Origin of the sequence: Enterobacter sp. I4 (genome assembly GCF_022669095.1) — a bacterium.
GTDB lineage: Bacteria > Pseudomonadota > Gammaproteobacteria > Enterobacterales > Enterobacteriaceae > Enterobacter > Enterobacter pasteurii.
The window spans coordinates 2,213,415-2,239,073 of record NZ_JALBUO010000001.1 but is presented as its reverse complement, the minus strand read 5'-3'; the positions used below and the strand labels follow the sequence as shown (position 1 = coordinate 2,239,073).

The window sequence follows — 25,659 nt, the reverse complement described above, 5'->3', positions numbered from 1 at the left end:
GGCGTCTTTGAACGAAACCTCTTAAAATGGCATTTCAAATACATTTTAAAGTTTAAAAAAAATGCATAATGAAAACCAACGCGTTCTTAACTTACCCGCGGGCTATTTTGGTATGGTGCTGGGCACCATTGGCATGGGGTTCGCCTGGCGTTACGCCAGTACCCTCTGGCCGGTTACGCGGTGGCCGGGGGAGATCCTGGTCGCGCTGGCGGTGACGATCTGGTTCCTCTTGAGCGTAGCGTTTATCGCCCGCGCGGTACGGTTTCCGAAGAGCGTGCTGGCGGAGATGCGCCATCCGGTGATGAGCAGTTTTGTCAGCCTGTTTCCCGCCACAACGATGCTGGTGGCCATCGGCTTTGTACCCTGGTACCGCCCGCTGTCGCTGGGGCTGTTTGGCATGGGGGTGACGATCCAGCTTTCGTATGCCGCCTGGCAAAGCGCCGGGCTTTGGCGCGGAAAGCATCCTCAGGAGGCCACCACGCCCGGATTGTATCTGCCGACCGTGGCGAACAATTTTATCAGCGCGATGGCCTGCGGCGCGCTGGGTTTTCATGATGCGGGGCTGGTGTTTCTCGGCGCCGGGGTGTTTTCGTGGCTGAGCCTGGAGCCGGTCATCCTGCAGCGCCTGCGCAGCGCAGGAGAACTGCCCGCTGCGCTTCGTACTTCCCTCGGGATCCAGCTTGCGCCCGCGCTGGTGGCCTGTAGCGCCTGGCTTAGCGTTAACGGCGGCGAAGCGGATACCTTTGCGAAAATGCTGTTCGGGTATGGCCTGCTGCAGCTGCTGTTTATGCTGCGTCTGATGCCGTGGTACCTGTCGCAGCCGTTTAACGCCTCGTTCTGGAGCTTCTCGTTCGGCGTGTCGGCGCTGGCGACCACCGGCTTACACCTGGGGCAGAGCAGCCCGTCGGGGTTCTTCCATGCCATTGCCGTTCCGCTGTTTATTTTCACCAACTGCATCATCGCGATGCTGCTGGTCCGTACATTTATCTTGCTGATGCAGGGCAAACTTCTGGTGCGCGCTGATAAAGCACTGCTTATGCAACCTGAGGAAAAATAATGACTGTCGATGAAAACTACTTTACCGAGAAGTATGGTCTGACCCGCACGCACTCGGAGGTGCTTTACAGCGCGGAAATCGTTAAGCCGGGTAAAACGCTCGATCTGGGTTGCGGTAATGGGCGTAACAGCCTGTACCTGGCCGCGAACGGTTATGACGTAACGGCGTGGGATAAAAACCCCATGAGCATCGATAACATCGAGCGCATCAGGGCGGCGGAGGGGATCGCTAACCTGCAAACGGCCATCAAGGATCTGAACAGCCTGAGCTTTGAGGGCGAATACGATTTTATCCTCTCCACCGTTGTGCTGATGTTCCTTGAGGCGAAAACCATCCCGGGCCTGATCGCCAACATGCAGCGCTGCACTAAGCCGGGCGGCTACAACCTGATTGTTGCCGCGATGGATACGGAAGATTATCCCTGCACCGTTGGCTTCCCGTTTGCGTTCAAAACCGGTGAGCTGAGCCACTACTACGAAGGCTGGGAGTTGCTCAGGTACAACGAAGAGGTGGGTGAGCTTCACCGCACCGACGCCAACGGCAACCGTATCAAGCTGCGCTTCGCCACTATGCTGGCGCGCAAGCCCGCCTAACGCGCCGCCAGCAGGCAGAGTTGCAGGGCAGTGCGATAGGACGCCTCGAACGACGACAGCGGTAAAAACTCAAACTTCGAGTGGAAGTTATGGGCACCGGTGAAGAAGTTCGGGGTGAGCAAGCCTTTAGCCGACAGGGCTGCGCCATCGGTGCCGCCGCGCATGGGGGTCGGCTTAGGCGCGATCCCGAGCGACGCCATCGCCTCGAACATCAAGTCGATGGCGCGGCGGTCTTCCCCTATGGCATTGCTGATATTGCTGTAGGTATCCTCGATGCGATACTCCACGCCTGCCGTGGGGTACCGTGCGGCAATCTGCGCCGCCACGTCAGCGATCTGCTGCTTGCGGGCGGCAAAACCGTCTTTATCAAAATCGCGGATGTTGGCCTTCAGGATCGCCTCGTTTTGTCCGGCCTGAATGCCGTTAAACCAGACGTACCCCTCGCGGCCCTCGGTGCATTCCGGGGTTTGCCGGCGATCGAAATGGCTGATGTAATCTGTAGCCATCAGAAGCGGATTCACCAGCACCCCTTTGGCAGACATGGGGTGGGCCGTTACGCCGGTAAAGCGAATTTCAGCCGCCGCCGCGTTGAAGTTCTCGTAAACGATCTCCCCCAGCTCGCAGCAGTCGATGGTCCAGGCAAAATCCACGTCGAAGCGTTTCAGATCCAGCGCTTTGGCGCCGCACAGGCCAATCTCCTCGTCGGGCACAAACGCCACCACAATATCGCCGTGCTTATGCTCTGCGGTCAGGTTTTCCAGCACCGTCATCACCACGGTCACCGCCGCTTTATTATCTGCGCCTAATACGCTGGTTCCGTCGCTGAAAATAATCTCCTCATTGGGATAAGCCAGAATTTCCGGATGTTCTTTTACGCGCAGCCAGATCCCTTTCTCTTTATTCAGGCAGAGATCATCGCCCGTAAACGTTAATATTTGTGGATGAATATCCGGTGATAAACCGACGTCTACCGTGTCGATATGGGTAATAAAACCTATCCGCGGCGCGCCGGGGATATTCCCTTTTTTAACGGCGGTTACGGTGGCGAACTCATCAATCACAATATCGTCTAAGCCCAGCTTTTCCAGCTCGTTCGCCAGTTCCCGCGCCATCTCATGCTGGCCCGGCGTGGAGGGCAGCGTTTTTACTTTCGGGTCGCTCTGGCTGGTAATGGCGAGATAGCGAAAAAAACGTTGGGTTAATTGTCTGGAGAGTTCGGAGGCCATAGTGATTCCTTCTGTATTTATTTTTCATGTGTTTGCGCCATCACTTTAATGTTATTTATGGAATGGCAAAAGAAGTAATTAGCCGTCGAATTAAAAAGACAGGAATAAATGATGAAAAGCACATTCACAATGATAGCGCTGGCGCTTGCTGCGCTGACGGCCAGTTCCACCGTCGCGGCAAAAACGCTGGTGTACTGCTCCGAAGGATCGCCGGAAAACTTCAATCCACAGCTGTATACCTCAGGAACCAGCGTGGATGCCAGCGCCGTGCCGGTGTATAACCGTCTGGTCGATTTTAAACCCGGCACCACCGAGCTGGTGCCGAGCCTGGCCGAAAGCTGGGAGGTGAGCGACGATGGCAAGGTTTACACCTTCCACCTGCGTAAAGGGGTGAAATTCCACAGCAACAAAGCGTTCACGCCGACGCGCGACTTCAACGCCGACGACGTTATTTTCTCGTTTATGCGCCAGAAGGATGTAAATCATCCTTACCATAACGTCTCAAACGGCAGTTACTCCAACTTCGAAAGCCTGGAGTTTGGCAGCCTGATCGTCGCCATTGATAAAATTGACGATCGCACCGTGCGCTTTACCCTCGCGCACCCGGAAGCGCCGTTTGTCGCTGACCTGGCGTGGTATTTTGCCTCAATTCTTTCGGCGGAATATGCCGACGCCATGCTTAAGGCGGGCACGCCGGAAAAGGTCGATATGCAGCCCATTGGCACCGGTCCGTTTAAGCTTGCGCAATACCAGAAGGACTCACGCATACTCTTTACCGCCTTCCCGGACTACTGGCAGGGGAAATCGAAGCTGGATCGTCTGGTGTTTACCATTACCCCGGACGCCTCGGTGCGTTTTGCGAAGGTTGAGAAAAACGAATGCCAGGTTATGCCGTTCCCCAATCCGGCGGACCTGCCGCGCATGAAGGCCAACAAAGACATCAATCTGATGAGCAAGGCCGGGCTGAATACCGGTTTCCTGGCGTTCAATACGCAAAAGCCGCCGCTGGATAACGTAAAGGTGCGCCAGGCGCTGGCGATGGCAATTAACAAACCCGCGATAATTGACGCGGTTTTCCACGGCACCGGCACGGCGGCGAAGAACCTGCTGCCGCCGGGCGTCTGGAGCGCCGACGGCGAGCTGAAAGACTACGACTACGATCCAGAAAAAGCCAAAGCCCTGCTGAAGGACGCCGGTTTTGCTAACGGCGTAAGCGTTGACCTGTGGGCGATGCCGGTGCAAAGGCCGTATAACCCGAACGCGAAGCGGATGGCGGAGATGATTCAGGCGGACTGGGCGAGCATTGGCGTGCAGACCAAAATCGTCACCTACGAATGGGGCGAATACCTGAAGCGCGTGAAGGGAGGGGAACATCAGGCCGCGCTGATGGGCTGGACAACCGCCACGGGCGATCCGGATAACTTCTTCGGGCCGCTCTTTACCTGCACCTCAGCCAACGGCGGATCGAATTCGGCCAAATGGTGTTACAAGCCCTTCGATGACCTGATTGCGAAAGCAAAATCGATAACCGATCGTGATGAACGGGTGGTGCTGTACAAACAGGCGCAGCAGATGATGCACGACCAGATGCCTGCGGTGATGATTGCCCACTCGACCATTTTTGAGCCAGTGCGTAAAGAGGTGAGCGGCTATGAAATCGACCCCTTCGGCAAGCACCTTTTCTGGCAGGTAGACATTAAAGAGTAACGTTCATGGCCCGGCTTCTGTCCGGGCTACTTTTTTACGATTTGTGCTGTCTTCGTCATTTTTTGCTACAACGGCTATCTCCCTTTTTTGCTATAACTTCAAGTGCATACTTGCAGATAACCTGGAATACTATCATGCGTACTCACACTCTTTTTAAAGTTGCAGTGCTTTCTGGTCTGTTAGCGCTGGCTGGCTGTTCATCTAAGGTCGCCGCTCCCGAACAGTACTCCGGCTTTTTAAAAGACTATTCAGGCTTGCAGCAGACAACGTCTGCAACGGGTAAACCGACGTTACGCTGGGTTGACCCTTCGTATAACGAAGCCAATTACGACAGCATTATCTGGACGCCGATTACGTATTACCCTACGCCTAAACCGACTACCCAGATTGGGGAAAGAACCCTTGATGAACTGCTAAATTATACCAACACGAAGCTGAAAACGGCGATTGGTACCCGTAAGCCTGTCGTCACAACGCCGGGTAAGCGTAGCCTGATTTTCCGCGGCGCCATCACCGGCGTGAGTTCGCAGAAGGAAGACCTCCAGTTCTATGAAGTGGTGCCCGTCGCGCTGGTAGTAGCAGGTACGCAGATGGCAACCGGCCACCGCACCATGGATACCCACCTGTTCTTCGAGGGTGAACTGATTGACGCGGCGACCAATAAACCGGTGGTGAAGGTGGTTCGTAAAGGGGAAGGTAAAGAGCTGAATAACGAAAATTCACCTATGACCTTTGCCACGCTGAAGCAGGTTGTGGATGACATGGCGACGGACGCCACCATGTTTGACGTGCATCATACAGCGAAATAACGAAAATGGCCTGCATCACGCAGGCCATTTTTTATGCTGTTCGCAGGCGTCTGAACCAGGTTTCCGGCTTAGTAAACATCACCATATTCCCTCCCAGTATAAGCAGCAGACCCACGATGCCGTTGAGGTGCCACTCGTAACCTTCGTACACCGTTGAAATCGACAGCGCCACCAGCGGGAAAAGCAGGGTGCTGTAGGCGGCTTTGCCGGGGCCAATGCGGCCAACCAGCATGAAGTAGGCCCCGAAGGCGATCACCGATCCGAACAGGGCCAGGTAAAGCAGTGCGCCCATATAGCTCACCGTCCATTCCGGCATGAAGCTGTCGCCTCTGGTGAGGGCGATGACGCCCATGATCGCCGTCCCGTAGAGCATCGCCCAGGCGTTGGTGGTCATGGTTTCAAGCCCGTTTCGCTGATGGCGCATGCTGATCATGTTCCCCAGCGAGAAGCCGTAGGTGCCGAGGGCGGAAAGGCCGATGCCGGTGAACAACGACGCGCTCCAGCCGCTGGCGAGCAGATCGTTCCAGAACAGGGTGACGATCCCGATAAGGCCCAGCGCGGCCGCCGTCCAGAAGCGAGCCGGAGGGCGCTGCCCGAAGAAAATAAAGCTGTTGATGGCGTTATAGAGCACCGCCATCGAGAAAATCACGGACTCCAGCCCGGTATTGATATGCGCCGCGGCGGCGTAAAAACACCAGAAGTTAAAGCAGAACACGCAGCAGCCCTGGAGCATACAGTAGAGGTGATCCCGCAGCGCCAGCCTGCGCAGGCGGCGAAGGGCGATTAAGACGATCATCATCGTGGCGCAGGCCACGGCGAAGCGCCAGAAAATGGATACCGGTGCCGCCACCGGCCCCTGCTGCAGGAATATGGCGATCCAGGTCGTCCCCCAAATCACGACGACCAGCCCGTAGAGTAATGCGTTCATGGTTTCTCTCTTCTCATACCGCGAAAATGCCAGTGTGGCGAAGAAGAGGGCGCGCGGCTTTCACCGGCTTGCGCCGGACTTGCAAATTCTTGCGCTTTTTTCTCGTCCGAACGCTGGTAACAGGCTGCAACACTTCTTAGACTGACGATCTGATTAATCACCTGTTTACGGCCATGTCTCTCGTTTACGACACCTTTGAAACGTTACGCCAGCAAAATGCGGTGCTGCGGGAAACCGTCGCGCTCAACTCTGGCATTCAACTGGCGGCCTGGTACAACAAGCACGACACGATCACCGTTAAAAGCAACCACCACACCCTCAGCCTCTACGTGGCGGACGGCTATGAAAGCTATCAAAAAACGCCGGGCGGCTGGAAAAACGGCGGCGGCCCGGATCGTTTTTGCCTGATGCCTGAAGAGAGTGAATCCACGTGGGATATTCGTGACGACCTGTCGTTCGTCCATCTCTACTGTACCGACGCGCACCTGCGGGACGTGGGAGAGAAAATCTGGGATAAACGCCCGCTGTCGCTGACACTGGATGAAAAAATCTTTGGCAGCGATCCGAAAATCACCGCGCTGTATCGCCAGTTCCTGCTTGGCTGCGACTGGCAGCAGAACGCCAATCAGCTCACCCTGAGCACCGCCTCGACCTTATTGCTGACGCACCTGGTTCAGCACTACTCCAGCGTGCAGTGGAAGCTGCCGGCGGTCACCGGGGGGCTGTCGCCGTTTGTGCTGCGCAACGTGCTGGCGTTTATCGAAGAAAATCTTGCGCAGCCCCTGACGCTGGCGGAGCTGGCCGGGCAGGCGGCGCTCAGCGAGTATCACTTCGCAAGGATGTTCCGCCAGTCGATGGGGCTGGCGCCGCATCAGTACGTCATGCAGCGGCGCATGGAGAAAGCCAAAGCGCTGGTGCAGCACACCACCACGCCGCTCACCGACATCGCGCTGGCCTGCGGGTTTAGCTCCGCCAGCCACTTCAGCAACCGCTTTCGCAGCATGACGGGGGTAACGCCCTCGCAGCTACGTGCGGCGAAGGCGTGAGAAGACCGCGTAACAGATCCCGCCCAGCACCAGCCCCCAGAAGGCGGAACCAATTCCCAGGATCGTCACCCCGCTGGCGGTCATCAGGAAGGTGACGATCGCCGCGTCGCGTTCCGCCTCGTGATTCAGCGCCTGATACAAACTGCCGCTGATGGTGCCGAGCAGGGCCAGCCCGGCCAGCGTCTGGATCCAGCCTGGCGGCAGGGCGGCCATCAGCCCGGAAATCGAACCGCCGAACACCCCCGCCAGCAGATAAAACCCGCCTGCGGCAGCCGCCGCCAGCCAGCGTTTACCGGCATCCGGATGGGCGTCCGGGCTCTGGCAGATGGCGGCAGTGATAGCGGCGATGCAGATGGAATAGACGCCGAAGGGGGATAGCAGCAGCGCCAGCCCGCCGGTCGCAATCATCAGCGGTGAGGCCGCCAGCGGATATCCCGACGCCTGCATGGTGGCGAAGCCGGGCGCGTTCTGCGACGCCATCGTCACCAGAAAGAAGGGCAGCCCGATGCCGATCAGGCTGGAGAGCGTGAACGACGGGGCAATAAATTCCGGCATCACCACGGACAGCGTCAGCCTGTTAGTGACAACGTCACCTCCCATCCATGCCGCGACGACGCCTGCCAGCAGCGTGGCGACGATGGCGTACCGGGGAGCCACTGCTTTGGCCACCAGCCAGGCCGCCAGCATAGTGCCGCAAAGAACCCAGTTATCCTCAAGGTTGCTGAAGGCCTTAAGGCCAAACTGCAGCAGCACCCCGGCCAGCATAGCGGCGGCAAGGGAGTGCGGGATCAGCTTCATCAGCCGGGCGAACAGGCCGGTTACGCCGCACAGCAGAATCAGCGCATTGGCAAAAATAAAGACGCCGATGGTTTCAGCCAGGGTGATGCCGTGCAGGCTGGTGGCGAGCAGCGCCGCGCCGGGCGTCGACCAGGCGGTAAGCACCGGGGCCTTGTACCACCAGGACAGCGCCAGGGTGCTGATCCCCATGCCCAGCCCCAGGGCGGTCATCCACCCGGCGATTTGCTGCGCGCTGGCGCCGGCCGCGGCGGCGGCCTGCCAGATAATGGCGGCCGAGCTGGCGTAGCCCACCAGGACGGCGACAAAACCGGCAAGGACGGCAGGAAAAAGATGAGTTGTCGATCGCATGGAAACCCCGTTGTGCGTTATAACGTCCGCAGTAAGGTATCACTGTGCGTTATAGCGTACAAGTGGTATGCTTTCCCGCAACGGGAGGAACCATGGATATTACTCAACACCTTGCCACCACGCTGAAAGCGCTGCGACAGGCGCGGGGCTGGAGCCTGTCTAAGCTGGCCGACGAGACCGGCGTGTCGAAAGCGATGCTCGGGCAAATCGAGCGCAACGAGTCCAGCCCGACGGTCTCCACGCTGTGGAAAATCGCCACCGGGCTGAACGTGCCCTTTTCGGCGTTTATCACCCCCGAGAGCGATCCGCAGGCGGTGTTCGATCCGCAGCAGCAGGCGATGGTGGTGAAGCCGCTGTTCCCCTGGGATGACCAGCTCCGGTTCGACCATTTCTCCATCACCCTGTCGCCGGGCGCGCTGAGCGAATCCGCCCCGCACGAGGCCGGGGTGATTGAGCACGTCGTGGTGATTGGCGGCGAGCTGGAGATGCAAATCGACGGTATCTGGCGCACGATTTACGCCGATTCCGGCGTGCGTTTTGCCGGTGATAAACCGCACGCGTACCGCAACAGCAGCGCCCGGACGGTCCATTTTCACTCTCTGATCCATTATCCCCGCTAAAGCGTCGCAAAACGGTTTCACTGACACAGACTTCTGACTACAATAGCCGCCATTTTGACCATAACGGATAACGACGACGTATGCGCCTGCACTCCCATCATCTTGAACTGTTAAGCCCGGCCCGCGACGCCGCCATTGCCCGTGAAGCCATTCTTCACGGTGCGGATGCCGTCTACATTGGCGGCCCGGGCTTCGGTGCCCGCCATAACGCCAGCAACAGCCTGCGCGATATTGCCGAGCTGGTACCGTTCGCCCACCGCTTTGGGGCGAAGGTGTTCGTAACCCTGAACACCATACTTCATGATGATGAGCTGGAGCCCGCGCAGCGTCTGATCGCCGATCTCTACCAGACCGGCGTCGACGCCCTGATCGTTCAGGATATGGGCGTTCTGGAGCTGGATATCCCGCCCATCGAGCTGCACGCCAGCACCCAGTGCGATATCCGCACCGTTGAGAAGGCGAAGTTTCTCGCGGACGTCGGGTTTACCCAGATCGTTCTGGCGCGCGAGCTGAACCTGAATCAGATCCGCGATATCCATCAGGCCACCGACGCCACCATCGAATTTTTCATCCACGGCGCGCTGTGCGTGGCCTATTCCGGGCAGTGCAATATCTCTCACGCCCAGACGGGCCGCAGCGCCAACCGCGGTGACTGCTCCCAGGCCTGCCGCCTGCCGTATACACTCAAAGACGATCGGGGCCGGGTGGTGGCGTTCGAAAAGCACCTGCTCTCCATGAAGGACAACGATCAGACGGCTAACCTCGGCGCGCTGATCGATGCCGGGGTGCGCTCCTTCAAGATTGAAGGGCGCTACAAGGACATGAGCTACGTGAAAAACATCACCGCGCACTATCGTCAGATGCTGGATGCCATCATTGAGGATCGCGGTGACCTGGCGCGGGCGTCCGCCGGACGTACCGAGCATTTCTTCGTTCCGTCTACGGATAAAACCTTCCACCGCGGCAGCACGGATTACTTCGTCAACGCGCGCAAGGGGGACATTGGCGCCTTTGATTCACCGAAATTTATCGGTCTGCCGGTAGGGGAAGTGCTGAAAGTCGCAAAAGATCATCTGGACGTTGAGGTCACGGAACCGCTGGCCAACGGCGATGGCCTGAACGTGATGATCAAGCGTGAAGTGGTCGGCTTCCGCGCCAATACGGTGGAGAAAACCGGCGAGAACCGCTACCGCGTGTGGCCGAACGAAATGCCTGCCGATCTCTATAAGGCCCGCCCGAATGCGGCCCTCAACCGTAATCTGGATCACAACTGGCAGCAGGCGCTGCTGAAAACGTCCAGCGAGCGCCGCATTGCGGTAGATATTGCGCTGGGGGGCTGGGAAGAGCAGCTGATCCTGACCATGACCTGTGAAGACGGCATCAGCGTGACGCACACGCTGGACGGCATGTTCGAGGTGGCGAACAACGCGGAAAAGGCGATTAACAACCTGAAGGACGGCGTGGCGAAGCTCGGCCAGACCATCTACTACGCGCGTAACGTTGAGGTTAATCTGCCGGACGCGCTGTTTGTACCGAACAGCCTGCTGAACCAGTTCCGCCGTGAAACCGCTGAGATGCTGGATGAAGCGCGCCTGGCAAACTATGCTCGCGGCACGCGTAAGGCCGAAGCGGTGCCCGCGCCGGTCTATCCGGATACGCATTTATCCTTCCTGGCGAACGTTTACAACCACAAGGCGCGCGCGTTTTATCACCGTCACGGCGTCCAGCTGATCGATGCCGCCTATGAGGCCCATGAAGAGAAGGGCGATGTGCCGGTGATGATCACCAAGCACTGCCTGCGTTTTGCATTTAACCTCTGTCCGAAGCAGGCGAAAGGCAATATTAAAAGCTGGAAAGCAACGCCGATGCAGCTGGTGAACGGCGATGAGGTGCTGACGCTGAAGTTCGACTGCCGCCCGTGCGAAATGCACGTTATCGGTAAGATGAAGAACCACATCTTCAAAATGCCGCCGCCGGGCAGCATCGTGGCGTCCGTGAGCCCGGACGATTTGCTGAAAACCCTGCCGAAGCGTAAAGGAAGCTAGCCCGGAAAGTGGGTGTCCGGTTTGCGCGACTTCAGCCAGGAATGGCGTTCGCGCAGACCCTCCGCAGACTCTTCTGCCGCGCTGCGTAACTCGTCGCTGTCGGCTTCGTGACGAAGCTGATGGTCGGCGCTTTTCACGTACAAAAATTCATGCCCTTTATGCCCGGCCATCAGCTGCCCCGAGAACAGGGCGCAGAACACCATCGCCATGGCCAACCCTTTTTTGAACATCCCACATCTCCCGAAAATACGCTTCGGCCATCGTAAAGATAATTTCATCAAGTAATTATTCGGATTTTCAAATTTGAGAAAACGGGCTGTCAAAAAGTGTGGCTGTAATAAAACCGGTTTAAGATTAATCTTAAAAGCAATATTGCCGTTGTAAACTCCCATTTCTGGTATCAAAAGAGAAGCTAGATTTAATGAGAAATCATTTACAATAAGATTTTTCTGGCTAAGGATCGGATCTAATAAATGAAAAAAATAATTGTGCTATCACTTCTGGGCGTAGTGGTTGCAGTGGGTGCTGCTGCCAGCATCTATTCAAACGATGAACCTGAATATATTCAGTCAGCAAAAAGCCGTGTAGGTTCGTATTTAACCAGCGATTACGGACGCGTCGAATGTAATAGCACGCAGGTTGGTGAAGGCCGCTGGGAGCTGGGCTGCATCAATAAGGCGAGGGGTAAGACCTTCCAGTTTGCGGTTTATCCATCCGAGCAGGCGCCGTACGGTGTCTCACGCGCATTTTATCTCGAAGCCATTAATGACGATGCCCGGCAGAGCGCAGAACAGGGGCTGATGCGATATCTGCAAATTAATACCAAAGCGGGTTAATCGGTCCGTTTACGCTTTGTTGAAACTCAGCGTGGTAGATTACAGGCGATCCACATCCGGTATGGAATACCGGTGCGTAGATACCAAAATACAAATCTATCCATGCAAGCATTTACCGCCAGAATATGGCGGTTTTTTTTTGCCCTGTTATCGGGTCGGCTGTAAAAACTGCTTACGATATTGCGCCGGAGAAAGGGCGTATTGCTGGCGGAAATGGTGACGCAGCGTGGCGCCCTGGCCAAAGCCCGTTTGTTCAGCAATGGCGTCGATGCCGAGCCGGCTATTTTCCAGATAATCTCGCGCGCGCTGCAGCCGGGCGTTCAACAGCCAGCGCGCGGGCGTTGTGCCGGTCGCATCCTGAAAACGGCGCAAAAAGGTGCGCTGGCTCATTCCAACCCGCCGGGACAGGGACTCGACGGTATGCCCAACGGCCAGATGCTGATGCAGATAATCAAACAGCTGCCCCAGCCGCTGGCTTTCGCGCAGCTGCGCCACCGGCCGGCTGAGCTGCTGGGTTTGCGAGCCGTCCCGATGGGGCGGGATCACCAGCCTGCGCGCCACGCGGTTTGCCGCCTCGATGCCATAGTCCCGGCGCACCACGTGCAGGCACAGGTCGATTCCGGCTGCGCTGCCCGCAGAGGTCAGAATATCGCCCTCGTCCTGATACAGCACATCCTCCACCACGGTGATGGCGGGATAGCGTGTTTTAAGCGCCTCCGTGTAGCGCCAGTGGGTGGTGGCCTTCCGCCCGTTCAGCAGGCCCGAGGCCGCCAGAACAAACACGCCAGAGCAGATGGAGAGCAGCCTACAGCCGCGGCCATGCGCCTCGCGTAACGCCTGGCGGAGCGCCTCGGGCACAGGCTCGTCCATGCCGCGCCAGCCGGGCACGACTATTAAATCTGCCGTCTCCAGCAAACGCAGATCGCCATCGGCAAGCATACGGATCCCGCCGGTTGCCCGAAGTTCACCTTCATCCACGCCCGCTACGGCGAACCGATACCACGCTTCGCCCATCTCCGGGCGCGGCAGGCCGAAGATTTCTACCGCCACGCCAAACTCGAAGGTACATAAACCGTCGTACGCCAGCACCACCGCGCGCGGGCGCGCGTGTCTTAAGTTTGTCATCTTTTTGCTGTTTTCTGGCATAGGCGGGCGCATTCACGGGCTGAATTTACGAATAGAGTAGTGTTAACACAAACGCCACAAATGAGGAAGATTCATGAGCTACGTTACTGAATTTCCGGCGGCAGAGCCGCAGGAAGCCGCAGGACATTTTCTGCGCCGTCTGAGCGTTGAGACGGATTGCGCCGACGTGCATCACGCCCTGTCCAGCGGTGAACAGGACTTTGTTCTGCTCCACGTCGTCGGAACGACCGGGCAGTTTGCCAGGCGCCATCTGCCCGGCGCGCTGCATTTGCCGTGGAGCCAGATCGACGCCGGGCGGATGAAGGCGTGGCCGGAGGGAACGCTGTTTGTCGTGTACTGTGCCGGGCCGCACTGCAACGGGGCGGACAGGGCGGCGCTGAAGCTTGCGCGCCTCGGCCTGCCGGTCAAGATTATGCTCGGGGGCATTACCGGCTGGGAGGACGAGCGGTTCGCGTTTGCAGGATCCTCATCGCCCGCGCAGCGATCGTGAATTTTTTTCAACACAGATGAAATTTTCTCGTTTGTCGGCAGGGTGCCGGTATGACATCTTTTTAGGACGTTTAGACATCCAGAAGTCTAAAACTTCAAGAGATGAATTATCACTGTTGGCAATTAACGCCGGCAGACAGAGGAGATTTCCATGCAGCGACACCACGCCCCGTACCGCGCCGATGTAGTCGGCAGTTTTTTACGCCCGGACACCATCAAGCAGGCACGACTGAAGTTTGCCAGCGGTGAAATTGATGCCGGCCAGCTTCGCGCCGTCGAGGACGAGGCTATTCGCCAGGTCGTCGAGCAGCAGTGCGCCTGCGGCCTGCACGTGGTGACCGACGGGGAGTTCCGCCGCGCCTGGTGGCACTTTGACTTTTTTGACGGGCTGCAGGGCGTAGAGCGTTACGATTCGCAGCAGGGGATCCAGTTTAACGGGGTTCAGACTAAAGCTCACGGCGTGCGCGTCACGGGCAAGCTGGGCTTCGGCGATCACCCTATGCTGGAAGACTTCCGCTACCTGAAGAGCATCAGCGGTGACGCGCAGCCGAAGATGACCATTCCAAGCCCGAGCGTGCTGCACTTCCGCGGCGGCCGCAAGGACATCGATGCCACGGTCTACCCGGATCTGGACGTTTATTTTGACGATCTGGCAACCACCTGGCGCGACGCCATCCGCGCGTTTTACGACGCGGGCTGCCGCTACCTGCAGCTCGACGATACCGTCTGGGCCTACCTGTGCTCGGAAGAGCAGCGCCGTCAGATCCGCGAGCGGGGCGACGATGCGGACGAGCTGGCAAAAACCTACGCCCGCGTGCTGAACAAAGCGCTGGAAGGCAAGCCGGACGACCTCACCGTCGGGCTGCACGTCTGCCGCGGCAACTTCCGCTCCACCTGGATTTCTGAGGGCGGCTACGAGCCGGTGGCGGAAGTGCTGTTCGGCACGGTTAACGTCGATGCCTTCTTCCTGGAGTACGACAACGACCGAAGCGGAGATTTCGCGCCGCTGCGCTTTGTACGCCCGGGTAAACAGCAGGTGGTTCTGGGGCTGATCACCACCAAGCACGGCGAGCTGGAGAACCCGGAAGGGGTGAAGGCGCGCCTGGAAGAGGCCGCGCGGTACGTGGCGAAAGAGCAGATTTGCCTCAGCCCGCAGTGCGGTTTTGCCTCCACGGAGGAAGGTAACAGCCTGAGCGAAGCCCAGCAGTGGGATAAAGTTCGCCTGGTCACGCAAATCGCCAGCGACGTCTGGTAACGCCGTTCACGGCGCTGCATTATTCCGGTGCAGCGCTGTTCCATTCTGAGCCGTTCCCGACACATCTTCTCTGCACTCTCCGTAAAATCCGGCCTCTGCAACCTGGCACTCTTTTTGCTCTCCTGAAGCTGACGTTACTTTTTTCTGCGTCCATGCGGTAACGGACGTCTTCGCACAGCTTTCTTTTCAGGAGTGAAAATATGCACCGTCGTACCTTTATAAAAGCTTTCGCCTTGTCCGCGTCCGTCGTCGCCATGGGAATGAGTTTTGGCGTACGGGCCGCAGAGACCATTAAAGTCGGGATTATGCACTCCCTGTCCGGCACGATGGCCATTTCAGAAACGCCCCTGAAGGATGTTGCCCTGATGACCATCGACGAAATCAACGCTAAGGGCGGCGTGCTCGGGAAAAAGCTGGAGCCGGTGGTGGTTGACCCGGCGTCTAACTGGCCGCTGTTTGCCGAGAAAGCCCGCCAGCTTTTGAGCCAGGATAAGGTCGCCGTGGTGCTTGGCTGCTGGACGTCCGTGTCGCGTAAGTCGGTTCTGCCGGTGTTTGAGGAGCTGAACGGGCTGCTGTTTTATCCGGTGCAGTACGAAGGTGAAGAGATGTCACCTAACGTCTTCTATACCGGTGCGGCGCCTAACCAGCAGGCGATCCCGGCGGTGGAGTACCTGATGAGCGAAGACGGCGGCGGCGCGAAACGCTTCTACCTGCTGGGGACGGACTACGTTTATCCGCGCACTACCAATAAAATCCTGCGCGCCTTCCTGCACTCGAAGGGCGTGGAGGATAAGGACATTGAAGAGGTCTACACCCCGTTCGGCCACAGCGACTACCAGACCATCGTGGCCAGCATCAAGAAATTCTCCGCGGGCGGGAAAACGGCGGTGGTTTCCACCATCAACGGCGATTCCAACGTGCCGTTCTATAAGGAGCTTGCCAACCAGGGGCTGAAGGCGACGGACGTGCCGGTGGTGGCCTTCTCGGTGGGCGAGGAGGAGCTGCGCGGCATTGATACCAAACCGCTGGTGGGTAACCTGGCGGCGTGGAACTACTTTGAGTCCGTGGACAACCCGACTAACCAGACCTTCGTGGCGGCCTACAGGGCCTATGCGAAAGCCCATAAGCTGCCGAATGCCGATACCGTCGTCACTAACGATCCGATGGAAGCGACCTACGTAGGGCTTCACATGTGGGCGCAGGCGGTTGAGAAAGCGGGAACGACCGACGTGGACAAGGTGCGTGCTGCCATGGCGGGCCAGACGTTCAGCGCGCCGTCCGGCTTCACGCTGACCATGGATGCCACTAACCACCACCTGCACAAGCCGGTGATGATTGGCGAAATCGAAGGCAACGGCCAGTTTAACGTCGTCTGGCAGACCGAACAGCCGGTCCGCGCCCAGCCCTGGAGCCCGTTTATCGCCGGAAATGACAAAAAGCCAGACCAGCCGATGAAAACCGCCAGCAACTAAGCCGGTGCGCCAGGGAGAAATGCCATGAACGCGATGCGCATGATGATAGCGATAGTGTGGCTTGCCGGACTGCTGCCAGGGATGGCTGCGGCAACGGATGCCGATGATTTCGTTGCCGCAAACCGCAGCCAGCAGGCCGCCATGCTCACCCGGTGGGCAACCGCGCCGGAACCTGCCCGTTTGCCGCTGCTTGCGGCGCTGCAAAAAGAGAACCTGTTTACCGACAGCCGAAAGCATGCCTTTGCGCTCATCGACGGCGAGCTGACAGGGCTTGGGGCATCACAAACCGCCGAAGGGGCCACCAAAGCCGTGCGCCTGACCAACCGGCTGCGGTCGTTAGCCGCTACGGCGCTGGCGACGCATCAGCTTGTAAGTGACAGCGTCACGGAAAGGCGCGCCGCCGCGAGGCAGCTCCAGCGCGGCGCGCAGCCGGACATGCTCGATTTTCTGCAACGGCGGGCCAGCAGCGAAACGGACGAAATTACCCGGCAGTCGCTGAGGCTGGCGCTGGCGAATCTCCAGCTGGCGAGTCCGCAGGCTGAAACGCGGCTGAGGGCGGTTGAGCTGCTGGGCGAGTCCGACGATCCGGACGTGCAGGCCGCGCTGGCGCCGTTTACCCAGGCGCAAGCCGAGCCGGATGCGCGGGTGCGCGCCGCGGCTGCCGGGAGCCTGGAGCGTATTCAGCACCGCCTGATGTGGGGCGAGCTGCTGGGGCAGGCGTTTATGGGCCTGTCGCTGGGGTCGGTGCTGCTGCTGGCGGCGCTCGGGCTTGCCATCACCTATGGCCTGCTGGGCGTGATCAACATGGCGCACGGCGAGATGCTGATGCTCGGGGCGTATGCCACCTGGATGGTGCAGCAGCTGATGGCGCAGTGGATGCCTCATTATCTGGCGATGTATCCGCTGGTGGCGCTGCCGGTGGCGTTTTGCCTGACGGCCGGTATCGGGATGGTGCTGGAGCGCACGGTGATCCGCCACCTGTATGGACGCCCGCTGGAAACCCTGCTCGCCACCTGGGGGATCAGCCTGATGCTCATCCAGCTGGTGCGCATGACCTTCGGCGCACAAAACCTCGAGGTGGCAAACCCGGCCTGGCTTTCCGGCGGCGTGCAGGTTTTTGCCAACCTGACGCTGCCGTGGAACCGCATCGTGGTGCTCGGCTTTGTGCTGCTGGTGCTGTTCTTCACCTGGCTGATTCTGAACAAAACGCGTCTTGGCCTCAACGTGCGGGCCGTGACGCAAAACCGCAGCATGGCGGCCTGCTGCGGCGTGCCGACCGGGCGTGTGGATATGCTGGCCTTTGGCCTTGGCTCCGGCATTGCCGGGCTGGGCGGCGTGGCGTTATCCCAGCTGGGGAACGTGGGGCCGGAGCTGGGCCAGGGGTACATCATCGATTCGTTCCTGGTGGTGGTGCTGGGCGGCGTCGGCCAGCTGGCCGGTAGCGTGGCGGCGGCCTTTGGCCTTGGGATCTTCAATAAAATTCTTGAGCCGCAGATGGGCGCGGTGCTGGGCAAAATCGTGATTCTGGTGGCGATTATTCTGTTTATCCAGAAACGTCCGCAGGGGTTATTCGCGCTTAAAGGGAGGGTAACAGACTGATGAGCCAGCCGCTGACCTTAACGCTGGCGCGCCGCGCGCCGCGTACCGCTCAAATCGTCGGCAGCCTGCTGGCTGCGGCGCTGCTGGTGCTGCCGTTTCTCGCGCTGCTGCCCGCCGCGCATCCGCTGGCGATCTCCACGTGGATGCTGACCCTCATCGGCAAGATCCTTTGCTACGCGGTGGTTGCCGTGGCTCTCGACCTGGTGTGGGGCTATGCCGGGATGCTCTCGCTGGGGCACGGCTTATTTTTCGCGCTGGGCGGCTATGCGATGGGGATGTACCTGATGCGCCAGGCGGCAGGGGACGGCCTGCCCGCATTTATGTCGTTTCTCTCCTGGAGCGAGCTGCCCTGGTTCTGGTGGGGAACGCAGCATTTTGCCTGGGCGCTGGTCCTGATCGTGACGGTCCCCGGCCTGCTGGCGCTGGTCTTCGGCTGGTTTGCCTTCCGCTCGAAGATAAAAGGAGTCTATTTCTCCATCATGACCCAGGCGCTGACCTATGCGGGCATGCTGCTGTTCTTTCGCAACGAAACCGGCTTTGGCGGCAACAACGGCTTTACCGGCTTTACCACGCTGCTCGGGTTTTCCGTTACGGCGACCACCACGCGGATCGCGCTGTTCCTCGCGACGGTATTGCTGTTGATGCTGGCGCTGGGCACAGGCTATGCGCTGGCGAAGAGCAAATTTGGCCGGATTTTGACCGCGGTGCGCGATGCGGAAAACCGTCTGACCTTTTGCGGCTACGATCCGCGCGGGTTCAGGCTGCTGGTATGGACGCTCTCTGCCGTGCTGTGCGGCCTGGCGGGGGCGCTGTACGTTCCGCAGGTGGGCATTATCAACCCGGGAGAGATGTTGCCAACGAACTCGATTGAAGCGGCCATCTGGGTGGCGCTGGGCGGGCGCGGCACGCTGGTGGGCCCGGTGATTGGCGCGGCGCTGGTTAACGGCGCGAAGAGCGTCTTCACCGTGGCGATGCCGGAGTACTGGCAGCTGTTTCTGGGGCTGATTTTCATCGCCGTCACGCTGTTCTTGCCGCGCGGCGTATACGGCCTGTTTCGTAAGGGGGAGAAATAATGCAGCCTTCAGAAGGGCTTTTTACCCGTCAGCTACCCGGGGATCGTTACCGCGAGCAGACCGATCCGGTATTGCAGCTTGAGGCCATCAACGTCAGCTTCGACGGCTTTCAGGCGCTGACCGACCTCTCGATTAACATCGGCGTGGGCGAGCTACGCTGCGTGATTGGGCCTAACGGCGCGGGCAAAACCACGCTGATGGACGTGATTACCGGCAAAACGCGGCCTAAAAGCGGAAAAGCCATTTACGATCAGTCTGTTGACCTGACCGCGCTTGAGCCAGCGGCCATTGCCCGCCGGGGAATTGGCCGTAAGTTTCAAAAACCGACGGTCTTTGAGGCGCTGACGGTATGGGAAAATTTTGAAATCGCCATGAAGGCCGACAGGTCCGTCTGGGCGAGCCTGCGGGCCACCCTCAGCGGCGAGCAGCGCGACCGCATTGACGAGATGCTGGTATTGCTGCGGCTTGGCAGCGAGCGCGACCGTCGCGCCGGGCTGCTTTCCCACGGGCAGAAGCAGTTTCTGGAGATCGGCATGCTGCTGGTGCAGGATCCGCATCTGCTGCTGCTGGACGAGCCCGCCGCGGGGATGACCGATGCGGAAACGGAATACACCGCCGAGCTGTTCCGTACCCTGGCAGGCAGGCATTCCCTGATGGTGGTTGAGCACGATATGGGGTTTGTCGAAACCATCGCCGATCGCGTCACGGTGCTGCATCAGGGACGCGTGCTGGCGGAAGGTTCGCTTCGCGAGGTGCAGGCCAACGAGCAGGTGATTGACGTCTATCTGGGACGCTAAGGAGAGGTAATGTTGCAGGTTAACGAACTGAATCAGTACTACGGCGGAAGCCATATTCTGCGCGGGGTGAGCTTTGAGGCCGTGACCGGGGAAATCACCTGTCTGCTGGGGCGCAACGGGGTGGGTAAAACCACGCTGCTGAAGTGTCTGATGGGGCTGATCCCGGTGAAAACCGGGGAGGTGGTCTGGCAGGGGCAAACCATCACCCACAGTAAGCCGCACCAGCGGGTGCAGTCCGGCGTGGCGTATGTTCCGCAGGGGCGCGAGATTTTCCCGCGTCTGACCGTTGAGGAAAACCTGCTGATGGGGCTGTCGCGCTTTTCCGCGCGTAACGCGAAAGGCGTGCCGGAGGAGATCTGGCAGCTTTTCCCGGTGCTGAAGGAGATGAAGCACCGTCGCGGCGGCGATCTTTCCGGCGGCCAGCAGCAGCAGCTGGCGATTGGGCGCGCGCTGGCAAGCCGCCCGCGGCTGCTGATTCTGGATGAACCCACGGAGGGGATTCAGCCCTCGGTAATTAAAGAGATTGGGCAGGTGATCCGCAGCCTCGCCAGCCGGGGAGATATGGCGATCCTGCTGGTTGAGCAGTTTTACGATTTCGCCGCGGAACTGGCCGACAGCTATCTGGTGATGTCGCGCGGCAGTATCGTCCAGCACGGGCGCGGGGAAAATATGGCGCAGGAGGGCGTGCGCGGACTGGTTGCGATCTGAAATGTTATACTATAACATCCTCATTCTTATAACACGGAATGAGGGTTTTGCTTTGGCTGCACATGCTGGAAAAATTGCGCTGGCTCTGGGAACGCTGCTGGTCAGCGGCTCGCTTTTTGCCCACTCGCACGGTCATCAGATGACCGAGGCGGAACAGAAGGCGGCAAACGGCGTCTTTGAGGATAAAGACGTCAGGGACAGAAAGCTGTCTGACTGGGACGGGACCTGGCAGTCGGTTTATCCGTTCCTGCTCGACGGCTCGCTGGATCCGGTTTTCAAAAAGAAAGCCCGGAAGGGCGAGAAGTCCGCTGATGAGATAAAAGCCTACTACCGCACGGGCTACGCCACGGACGTGGACTCCATCGGCATTGAAAACAACGTGATGGAGTTTCATAGGGGCAGCACGGTGAGCAGCTGCCGCTACGACTACAGCGGCTACAAAATTCTGACCTACGCCTCCGGCAAAAAAGGCGTGCGCTACCTGTTTGAGTGCAAGGATACCGCGAGCCAGGCCCCGAAGTTCGTGCAGTTCAGCGACCATACCATCGGGCCGAAACCCTCTTCACACTTCCATATCTTTATGGGCAATACCTCCCACGAGGCGCTGCTGAAAGAGATGGATAACTGGCCGACCTACTACCCGAACGAGATGTATAAAGAGCAGGTGGTGGAGGAGATGTTACACCACTAACCGCGAGTGCCGGGTAGCGGCTACGCCTTACCCGGCCTGCCGTGGCTATGCGACCCTGGGCGCTTCGCACCACGCCCTGACGCGCATCCCGCGCAAAATCATCAGCCACGCCGCGATAATGGCGGCCATCATTATGACAAACAGCGACCAGTGCGGCAGACGGGTGAGGATAATCCCGGTGATCATCGGGTTCGCCGCCGCGCCCAGCCAGCCCAGCGCCTGCGCGGAGAAGTAGCTCGCCTTCATGCCCGGCGGGGCGATATTGTCGATCAGCATGTATTCGCCCGGCGCATAGATAACTTCACCCAGCGTAAAGATAGCCGCGGCGATCCCCCAGTAGATCAGGTTCTCCCCGGAGAGCATAAACCCGCCCAGCCCGAGGATAAAAAAGAGCGTTGCGACAGTCATTAACGGACGAATATTGCTGGCGGTGATCCTGCGCCCAAGCGCGTATTGCAGGGTCACCACCACCGCTGCGTTGACGGGCAGCACCACCGCCACCACCTTTTCGGCAAAATCGCCGTCCGCGTGCGCGGCCAGAACATACTGCGAAATACAGCTGGCGAAGGAGCCGCCGACGTAGGAGGCCAGCAGGCCGGAGAGGGTATACCAGAGCAGCGCCCGGTCTTTCAGCAGCACCGACGGCTGCCACGGCGCCTTTTCCTCAACGCTGTCTGACGCCACGCTTTTCTGCACGAAGAAATGGATAAACCCGAGCGGCAGCGCAGCGCAAAACGCCGCCAGCCAGAACGGCAGCTGCAGGCTGTACATCACCAGCAGGGTGCCAACCGGCGGCCCGATGGTCCAGCCGATATTCAGGAAGCTGTAGTTGAGCGAGAACACGCGCGCCTTTTCGCCCGACGTCAGCACGTCAGCAAACCATGCCTTCAGCACCGTAGAGAACACGGAATAGGCGCAGTTAATCAGGGCAAAGAACAGCACCACCAGCGTGACGTTATTCACCAGCGGAATGGCCACAAATCCGGCGATAAAGGCCACGATGGCGATCAGCATGTAGCGCTTTTTGTCGAACCTGTCGGCCAGGATGCCAAATCCCAGGCTGAACACCACGCCAATGGTCAACGCCACGGTGAGGGCATAGCCAATATTCTCCACGCTCATGCCGTACACGCGCGTGAGGTAAATGGTCATAAAGGGCAACGTTGCCCCGCGGCCAATTGTTAATAACAATGACGATGCCAGCAGCGCTGCGGTTGAGCGCCTGATTGATGGTTTCATTTTCCTGCCCGACAAATGCTTATGCTTTTATTGTTGTGTTCTGACAGGATTATCACGGGATTGGGAGCTTGTATAGCACCCAATTTATCCGCAAGTGCTTCTTGCCGGTACCAGAATTAACGTCTTTTCGCTGCGCTATTTTTTCTGTTACCTTGAAGTGTTTACAAAAATTTAATATTTCAGGGGCGGATGATGACGCGCAAAGACGGGCTGTTGGCGTTGCTGGTTGTGGTGGTGTGGGGACTCAATTTTGTGGTCATCAAAATGGGGCTGCACAATATGCCGCCGCTGATGCTTGCCGGCCTGCGCTTTCTGCTGGTGGCGTTTCCGGCGCTGCTGTTCGTTGCCCGCCCGAAAATCCCGCTCAGGCTTCTGCTGGGTTATGGCCTTACCATCAGCTTCGGTCAGTTTGCGTTCCTTTTCTGCGCCATTAAATTCGGCATGCCTGCGGGCCTGGCCTCGCTGGTGCTCCAGGCGCAGGCGTTTTTTACCATCATCCTCGGCGCGTTTGTCTTTGGCGAACGGCTGCAGGGTAAGCAGCTGGCAGGCATAAGCCTGGCGGTGTTTGGCGTGCTGGTGCTGATTGAGGCCAGCCTTAACGGCCAGCACGTGGCCCTGCTGGGCTTTATGCTGACCCTGGCGGCGGGGCTGAGCTGGGCGTGCGGCAACATCTTCAACAAGCTGATTATGCAGCACGAAGCGCGCCCGGGGGTGATGTCGCTGGTGGTCTGGAGCGCGCTCATCCCGATTGTGCCGTTTATGGCCGCGTCGTTTATCCTGGACGGGCCAGAGACGATGCTGAAAAGCCTGCTGGAAATAGACCTGACGACCATTTTATCGCTGGTCTATCTGGCGTTTGTCGCCTCCATCATCGGCTACGGCATCTGGGGGGCGCTGCTTGGCCGCTATGAAACCTGGCGCGTGGCGCCGTTATCGCTGCTGGTACCGGTAGTCGGGCTTGCCAGCGCCGCGCTTTTGCTGGATGAAACGCTCAGCGGGCTGCAGCTGGCGGGTGCGGGGCTGATTATGGCCGGGCTGTATATCAACGTTTTTGGTCTGCGGGTGCGTCGGGCTTCGCGGGTGCGGGGCTAAGGCAAAAAAAGCCCCGCATCGGCGGGGCAAAAACGAATCACAGGTCGTGGTTGTAATACGGCACGCCCAGTTCGTCGGATTTGTCGCTGCCAGCGCCCATGTGGTTAAAGTCATAGGGTGACTGGCCTTGAGCGGACGGCATAATCAGCGTGTCACGATTATTTTGCTGCGCCGCACTGGGGGTTTGCTCCGCGAAGCTCTGGCCGGAGACCAGCACCAGCAGGGTGAGGGCGGCGGAGGCGATGAATTTCATGATTTCCTCGGTTACGTCTTTACAGGCGAAAATTAACTGCAATGTTTTAGCGGATACAGATAACGGGACTCACCCGGCATGCTGGTAATACGGTACTTATGAGGCGGCACGTCGAAGTAGTTCTTGAACGTACGCGTCAGGGTTTGCTGCGATTCAAAGCCATAACGTTCCGCCAGATAAAGGATCGGCTCATTGCTCTCTTTCAGTTTCTGGGCAATTTCCGTCAGCTTGCGGCTGCGAATATATTGACCTAATGAATGACCGGTCTCTTTTTTGAACATCCGTTGCAGGTGCCATTTTGAGTAACCTGAACGCTCGGACACCTTTTCAAGGGAGAGCGGGGATTCCAGGTTATCTTCGATCCAGTCCAAAATGCTATGAATGGTGATAGCGTCAGTATTGCGTCTGGACATCGTCATACCTCTTTTTTTGTTTACGGCAGTATTTTCTTGAGTAAAAGCTCAAGCGTTGCCACTTCATCTGCCGTTAAGTTTTTTGTCAGTTCCTGGTGCAGTGTTTGTCCTACTAGCTGATGACATTGCTCACACATGGCCGCGCCGTCGCTGGTCAGTTTCACCAGCACGCCGCGTTTGTCATTCGGGTTAGGGCTTCGTTCGACCCATCCTTTGCAGACGAGCCGATCCAGCATGCGGGTTAACGCACCCAGATCCACAGAGAGCACCTTTTTCAGCTCAACCGGCGTGATACACACTTCGCAGCGAATGGAACACAGCACTTTGAACTGTGTTGCGGTGATATCCAGCGGTGACAGGTAGTCATTGAGCAGGCGATCTTTTTTCTGATTGACCATATGAATAAGACGACCCAGTGGGATTATGTCGTTAAAGAGATCACTGGTGCTTTTCACAATGGTTGCCCTGGCAAGTAGTTTAGTCACGGCAGATATTATTGCTCAGGCAAGTATAAGTCAACTGAATGGATTGCCCGATGCCACGAATTGCTAAAACGCTTCAGGAACTTTTTCTGTGCGCTTTTAAATCATACATATAGCCTCTGGTTATTGGTTGCGCGGGAAAACAATGGTTACGTCGTGCGAATAGCTCAGGACGTGGTTTTCCCCCTATAATTGCGGAGTTGATTAAGGATAAGGGCAGCGATGCATTATGTTGGATTTGATTAAAGCAATTGGTCTTGGGCTGGTGGTATTGCTGCCGCTGGCAAACCCGTTAACCACGGTGGCGCTCTTTCTGGGCCTGGCGGGGAACATGAACAGCGCGGAGCGCAACCAGCAGTCGAGGATGGCGGCCGTGTACGTTTTTGCCATCATGATGGTGGCCTATTACGCCGGGCAGCTGGTCATGAATACCTTTGGTATTTCCATCCCCGGGTTGCGGATAGCGGGTGGGCTGATTGTGGCCTTTATCGGTTTCCGGATGCTGTTCCCGGCGCAAAAAGCGCATGAATCACCGGAAGCCAGGAGCAAATCCGAGGAGCTTGAAAGCGAACCGAGCGCCAACATCGCCTTCGTGCCGTTAGCCATGCCGAGCACGGCTGGCCCGGGGACGATTGCGATGATCATCAGCTCCGCCTCAACGGTGCGCGACGGCTCCACCTTCCCGGACTGGGTTATCACCGTTGCGCCGCCGATCATTTTCGCGCTGATCGCGGTTATCGTCTGGGGATCGCTGCGCAGCTCCGGGGCCATTATGCGCTGGGTAGGCAAGGGCGGTATTGAGGCCATCTCCCGCCTGATGGGCTTCCTGCTGGTGTGTATGGGCGTGCAGTTTATTATTAACGGCGTGCTGGAGATTATTAAGACCTATCACTGATGCTGTTGCCGGGTAAGGCGAAGCCGCCACCCGGCACGTCAA

The 25,659-nt window shown here is 58.4% G+C and carries 27 protein-coding genes; 18 read left to right on the top strand and 9 right to left on the bottom strand.

The genetic code is table 11. The features are described 5' to 3' along the window. Window positions 1-61 precede the first annotated feature (61 nt). The gene (tehA, locus tag MOQ06_RS10685) at window positions 62-1,057 is read left to right on the top strand and encodes a dicarboxylate transporter/tellurite-resistance protein TehA (protein WP_242172843.1); all 996 of its coding nucleotides are present in this window, start codon (window positions 62-64) and stop codon (window positions 1,055-1,057) included. Continuing rightward, the gene (gene tehB, locus MOQ06_RS10680) at window positions 1,057-1,650 is read left to right on the top strand and encodes a tellurite resistance methyltransferase TehB (RefSeq protein WP_242172841.1); all 594 of its coding nucleotides are present in this window, start codon (window positions 1,057-1,059) and stop codon (window positions 1,648-1,650) included. The genes tehA and tehB overlap by 1 nt, the downstream gene beginning before the upstream one ends. Here the strand turns inward: tehB and pepT are convergent. Next, complete coding sequence (gene pepT / locus MOQ06_RS10675) at window positions 1,647-2,876, bottom strand: peptidase T (RefSeq protein ID WP_242172839.1); 1,230 nt, start codon at window positions 2,874-2,876, stop codon at window positions 1,647-1,649. The genes tehB and pepT overlap by 4 nt on opposite strands. Window positions 2,877-2,987: 111 nt before the next feature. Between pepT and MOQ06_RS10670 the strand changes: the two genes are divergently transcribed. Continuing rightward, window positions 2,988-4,583 carry an ABC transporter substrate-binding protein gene (locus tag MOQ06_RS10670; RefSeq protein ID WP_148419561.1) on the top strand — a complete coding sequence of 532 codons (1,596 nt, stop codon included), beginning with the start codon at window positions 2,988-2,990 and terminating at the stop codon, window positions 4,581-4,583. Window positions 4,584-4,717: 134 nt separating this feature from the next. Continuing rightward, window positions 4,718-5,392, top strand: a complete 675-nt coding sequence (locus tag MOQ06_RS10665; protein WP_242172838.1) for a DUF3313 domain-containing protein — start codon at window positions 4,718-4,720, stop codon at window positions 5,390-5,392. 31 nt (window positions 5,393-5,423) lie between these two features. On the opposite strand, the gene MOQ06_RS10660 is transcribed toward MOQ06_RS10665, so the two are convergent. Next, on the bottom strand, window positions 5,424-6,320 hold the full coding sequence (locus MOQ06_RS10660; protein WP_242172836.1) for an EamA family transporter: 897 nt from the start codon (window positions 6,318-6,320) through the stop codon (window positions 5,424-5,426). 173 nt (window positions 6,321-6,493) lie between these two features. Here MOQ06_RS10660 and MOQ06_RS10655 point away from each other — a divergent pair, with 173 nt between their 5' ends. Beyond that, window positions 6,494-7,366, top strand: coding sequence for an AraC family transcriptional regulator (locus MOQ06_RS10655; RefSeq protein WP_148419507.1), 873 nt, complete (start codon window positions 6,494-6,496; stop codon window positions 7,364-7,366). On the opposite strand, the gene MOQ06_RS10650 is transcribed toward MOQ06_RS10655, so the two are convergent. Further along, window positions 7,346-8,512: a benzoate/H(+) symporter BenE family transporter gene (locus MOQ06_RS10650; protein ID WP_242172831.1), complete on the bottom strand. Its 1,167-nt coding sequence runs from the start codon at window positions 8,510-8,512 to the stop codon at window positions 7,346-7,348. The two genes, MOQ06_RS10655 and MOQ06_RS10650, sit on opposite strands and share 21 nt — an antisense overlap. 92 nt (window positions 8,513-8,604) lie before the next feature. Here MOQ06_RS10650 and MOQ06_RS10645 point away from each other — a divergent pair, with 92 nt between their 5' ends. After that, window positions 8,605-9,132: an XRE family transcriptional regulator gene (locus tag MOQ06_RS10645; protein ID WP_242172829.1), complete on the top strand. Its 528-nt coding sequence runs from the start codon at window positions 8,605-8,607 to the stop codon at window positions 9,130-9,132. A gap of 80 nt (window positions 9,133-9,212) precedes the next feature. After that, entirely contained in the window at window positions 9,213-11,177 is a 1,965-nt protein-coding gene (locus tag MOQ06_RS10640) for a U32 family peptidase (RefSeq protein WP_148419510.1), read from the top strand. Here the strand turns inward: MOQ06_RS10640 and MOQ06_RS10635 are convergent. Continuing rightward, complete coding sequence (locus MOQ06_RS10635; RefSeq protein WP_242172827.1) at window positions 11,174-11,407, bottom strand: DUF2554 family protein; 234 nt, start codon at window positions 11,405-11,407, stop codon at window positions 11,174-11,176. The genes MOQ06_RS10640 and MOQ06_RS10635 overlap by 4 nt on opposite strands. A gap of 243 nt (window positions 11,408-11,650) precedes the next feature. Here MOQ06_RS10635 and MOQ06_RS10630 point away from each other — a divergent pair, with 243 nt between their 5' ends. Further along, window positions 11,651-12,013 (top strand): hypothetical protein, encoded by a 363-nt coding sequence (locus tag MOQ06_RS10630; protein ID WP_242172825.1) that lies wholly within the window; start codon window positions 11,651-11,653, stop codon window positions 12,011-12,013. Between the two features lie 147 nt (window positions 12,014-12,160). On the opposite strand, the gene ftrA is transcribed toward MOQ06_RS10630, so the two are convergent. Continuing rightward, complete coding sequence (gene ftrA / locus MOQ06_RS10625) at window positions 12,161-13,159, bottom strand: transcriptional regulator FtrA (protein WP_193355094.1); 999 nt, start codon at window positions 13,157-13,159, stop codon at window positions 12,161-12,163. 73 nt (window positions 13,160-13,232) lie between these two features. On the opposite strand from ftrA, the gene MOQ06_RS10620 reads away from it, so the two are divergent. The 8 genes from MOQ06_RS10620 (at window position 13,233) to zinT (ending at window position 21,243) form a co-directional block, all read left to right on the top strand. Beyond that, complete coding sequence (locus MOQ06_RS10620; RefSeq protein WP_148419514.1) at window positions 13,233-13,649, top strand: rhodanese-like domain-containing protein; 417 nt, start codon at window positions 13,233-13,235, stop codon at window positions 13,647-13,649. A gap of 150 nt (window positions 13,650-13,799) precedes the next feature. After that, window positions 13,800-14,903: a cobalamin-independent methionine synthase II family protein gene (locus MOQ06_RS10615; RefSeq protein WP_242172823.1), complete on the top strand. Its 1,104-nt coding sequence runs from the start codon at window positions 13,800-13,802 to the stop codon at window positions 14,901-14,903. Window positions 14,904-15,103: 200 nt separating this feature from the next. Beyond that, complete coding sequence (gene urtA / locus MOQ06_RS10610; RefSeq protein WP_148419516.1) at window positions 15,104-16,375, top strand: urea ABC transporter substrate-binding protein; 1,272 nt, start codon at window positions 15,104-15,106, stop codon at window positions 16,373-16,375. Between the two features lie 24 nt (window positions 16,376-16,399). After that, window positions 16,400-17,974 (top strand): urea ABC transporter permease subunit UrtB, encoded by a 1,575-nt coding sequence (gene urtB / locus MOQ06_RS10605; RefSeq protein ID WP_242172820.1) that lies wholly within the window; start codon window positions 16,400-16,402, stop codon window positions 17,972-17,974. Continuing rightward, window positions 17,974-19,047, top strand: a complete 1,074-nt coding sequence (urtC, locus tag MOQ06_RS10600; RefSeq protein ID WP_242172818.1) for an urea ABC transporter permease subunit UrtC — start codon at window positions 17,974-17,976, stop codon at window positions 19,045-19,047. Before urtB ends, urtC begins: the two co-directional genes overlap by 1 nt. Next, the gene (gene urtD / locus MOQ06_RS10595; RefSeq protein WP_242172815.1) at window positions 19,047-19,844 is read left to right on the top strand and encodes an urea ABC transporter ATP-binding protein UrtD; all 798 of its coding nucleotides are present in this window, start codon (window positions 19,047-19,049) and stop codon (window positions 19,842-19,844) included. The genes urtC and urtD overlap by 1 nt, the downstream gene beginning before the upstream one ends. A gap of 9 nt (window positions 19,845-19,853) precedes the next feature. After that, window positions 19,854-20,552: an urea ABC transporter ATP-binding subunit UrtE gene (gene urtE / locus MOQ06_RS10590; protein ID WP_242172813.1), complete on the top strand. Its 699-nt coding sequence runs from the start codon at window positions 19,854-19,856 to the stop codon at window positions 20,550-20,552. A 52-nt stretch (window positions 20,553-20,604) separates the two neighbouring features. Beyond that, window positions 20,605-21,243, top strand: coding sequence for a metal-binding protein ZinT (zinT, locus tag MOQ06_RS10585; protein WP_242172810.1), 639 nt, complete (start codon window positions 20,605-20,607; stop codon window positions 21,241-21,243). Between the two features lie 45 nt (window positions 21,244-21,288). Here zinT and ydeE read toward each other — a convergent pair whose 3' ends face one another. Then, window positions 21,289-22,482: an efflux MFS transporter YdeE gene (ydeE, locus tag MOQ06_RS10580; RefSeq protein ID WP_242172809.1), complete on the bottom strand. Its 1,194-nt coding sequence runs from the start codon at window positions 22,480-22,482 to the stop codon at window positions 21,289-21,291. A gap of 192 nt (window positions 22,483-22,674) precedes the next feature. Between ydeE and eamA the strand changes: the two genes are divergently transcribed. Then, window positions 22,675-23,574: an O-acetylserine/cysteine exporter gene (gene eamA / locus MOQ06_RS10575; RefSeq protein ID WP_148419523.1), complete on the top strand. Its 900-nt coding sequence runs from the start codon at window positions 22,675-22,677 to the stop codon at window positions 23,572-23,574. 37 nt (window positions 23,575-23,611) lie between these two features. On the opposite strand, the gene marB is transcribed toward eamA, so the two are convergent. The 3 genes from marB to marR are packed head-to-tail and all read right to left on the bottom strand — an operon-like array spanning window position 23,612 to window position 24,695. Next, window positions 23,612-23,827: a multiple antibiotic resistance protein MarB gene (marB, locus tag MOQ06_RS10570; RefSeq protein WP_148419524.1), complete on the bottom strand. Its 216-nt coding sequence runs from the start codon at window positions 23,825-23,827 to the stop codon at window positions 23,612-23,614. Window positions 23,828-23,859: 32 nt separating this feature from the next. Next, window positions 23,860-24,240 carry an MDR efflux pump AcrAB transcriptional activator MarA gene (gene marA / locus MOQ06_RS10565; protein WP_001303241.1) on the bottom strand — a complete coding sequence of 127 codons (381 nt, stop codon included), beginning with the start codon at window positions 24,238-24,240 and terminating at the stop codon, window positions 23,860-23,862. A 20-nt stretch (window positions 24,241-24,260) separates the two neighbouring features. Further along, the gene (marR, locus tag MOQ06_RS10560) at window positions 24,261-24,695 is read right to left on the bottom strand and encodes a multiple antibiotic resistance transcriptional regulator MarR (protein ID WP_003857182.1); all 435 of its coding nucleotides are present in this window, start codon (window positions 24,693-24,695) and stop codon (window positions 24,261-24,263) included. Window positions 24,696-24,951: 256 nt separating this feature from the next. Between marR and MOQ06_RS10555 the strand changes: the two genes are divergently transcribed. Beyond that, complete coding sequence (locus MOQ06_RS10555) at window positions 24,952-25,617, top strand: MarC family NAAT transporter (protein WP_193355104.1); 666 nt, start codon at window positions 24,952-24,954, stop codon at window positions 25,615-25,617. The last annotated feature ends 42 nt before the right edge of the window (window positions 25,618-25,659 follow it).

Coding starts and splice junctions, on each gene's coding strand:
- tehA (WP_242172843.1), top strand. CDS start 62: ATGCATAATGAAAACCAACGCGTTCTTAACTTACCCGCGGGCTATTTT.
- tehB (WP_242172841.1), top strand. CDS start 1,057: ATGACTGTCGATGAAAACTACTTTACCGAGAAGTATGGTCTGACCCGC.
- pepT (WP_242172839.1), bottom strand. CDS start 2,876: ATGGCCTCCGAACTCTCCAGACAATTAACCCAACGTTTTTTTCGCTAT.
- MOQ06_RS10670 (WP_148419561.1), top strand. CDS start 2,988: ATGAAAAGCACATTCACAATGATAGCGCTGGCGCTTGCTGCGCTGACG.
- MOQ06_RS10665 (WP_242172838.1), top strand. CDS start 4,718: ATGCGTACTCACACTCTTTTTAAAGTTGCAGTGCTTTCTGGTCTGTTA.
- MOQ06_RS10660 (WP_242172836.1), bottom strand. CDS start 6,320: ATGAACGCATTACTCTACGGGCTGGTCGTCGTGATTTGGGGGACGACC.
- MOQ06_RS10655 (WP_148419507.1), top strand. CDS start 6,494: ATGTCTCTCGTTTACGACACCTTTGAAACGTTACGCCAGCAAAATGCG.
- MOQ06_RS10650 (WP_242172831.1), bottom strand. CDS start 8,512: ATGCGATCGACAACTCATCTTTTTCCTGCCGTCCTTGCCGGTTTTGTC.
- MOQ06_RS10645 (WP_242172829.1), top strand. CDS start 8,605: ATGGATATTACTCAACACCTTGCCACCACGCTGAAAGCGCTGCGACAG.
- MOQ06_RS10640 (WP_148419510.1), top strand. CDS start 9,213: ATGCGCCTGCACTCCCATCATCTTGAACTGTTAAGCCCGGCCCGCGAC.
- MOQ06_RS10635 (WP_242172827.1), bottom strand. CDS start 11,407: ATGTTCAAAAAAGGGTTGGCCATGGCGATGGTGTTCTGCGCCCTGTTC.
- MOQ06_RS10630 (WP_242172825.1), top strand. CDS start 11,651: ATGAAAAAAATAATTGTGCTATCACTTCTGGGCGTAGTGGTTGCAGTG.
- ftrA (WP_193355094.1), bottom strand. CDS start 13,159: ATGCCAGAAAACAGCAAAAAGATGACAAACTTAAGACACGCGCGCCCG.
- MOQ06_RS10620 (WP_148419514.1), top strand. CDS start 13,233: ATGAGCTACGTTACTGAATTTCCGGCGGCAGAGCCGCAGGAAGCCGCA.
- MOQ06_RS10615 (WP_242172823.1), top strand. CDS start 13,800: ATGCAGCGACACCACGCCCCGTACCGCGCCGATGTAGTCGGCAGTTTT.
- urtA (WP_148419516.1), top strand. CDS start 15,104: ATGCACCGTCGTACCTTTATAAAAGCTTTCGCCTTGTCCGCGTCCGTC.
- urtB (WP_242172820.1), top strand. CDS start 16,400: ATGAACGCGATGCGCATGATGATAGCGATAGTGTGGCTTGCCGGACTG.
- urtC (WP_242172818.1), top strand. CDS start 17,974: ATGAGCCAGCCGCTGACCTTAACGCTGGCGCGCCGCGCGCCGCGTACC.
- urtD (WP_242172815.1), top strand. CDS start 19,047: ATGCAGCCTTCAGAAGGGCTTTTTACCCGTCAGCTACCCGGGGATCGT.
- urtE (WP_242172813.1), top strand. CDS start 19,854: ATGTTGCAGGTTAACGAACTGAATCAGTACTACGGCGGAAGCCATATT.
- ydeE (WP_242172809.1), bottom strand. CDS start 22,482: ATGAAACCATCAATCAGGCGCTCAACCGCAGCGCTGCTGGCATCGTCA.
- eamA (WP_148419523.1), top strand. CDS start 22,675: ATGACGCGCAAAGACGGGCTGTTGGCGTTGCTGGTTGTGGTGGTGTGG.
- marB (WP_148419524.1), bottom strand. CDS start 23,827: ATGAAATTCATCGCCTCCGCCGCCCTCACCCTGCTGGTGCTGGTCTCC.
- marA (WP_001303241.1), bottom strand. CDS start 24,240: ATGTCCAGACGCAATACTGACGCTATCACCATTCATAGCATTTTGGAC.
- MOQ06_RS10555 (WP_193355104.1), top strand. CDS start 24,952: ATGTTGGATTTGATTAAAGCAATTGGTCTTGGGCTGGTGGTATTGCTG.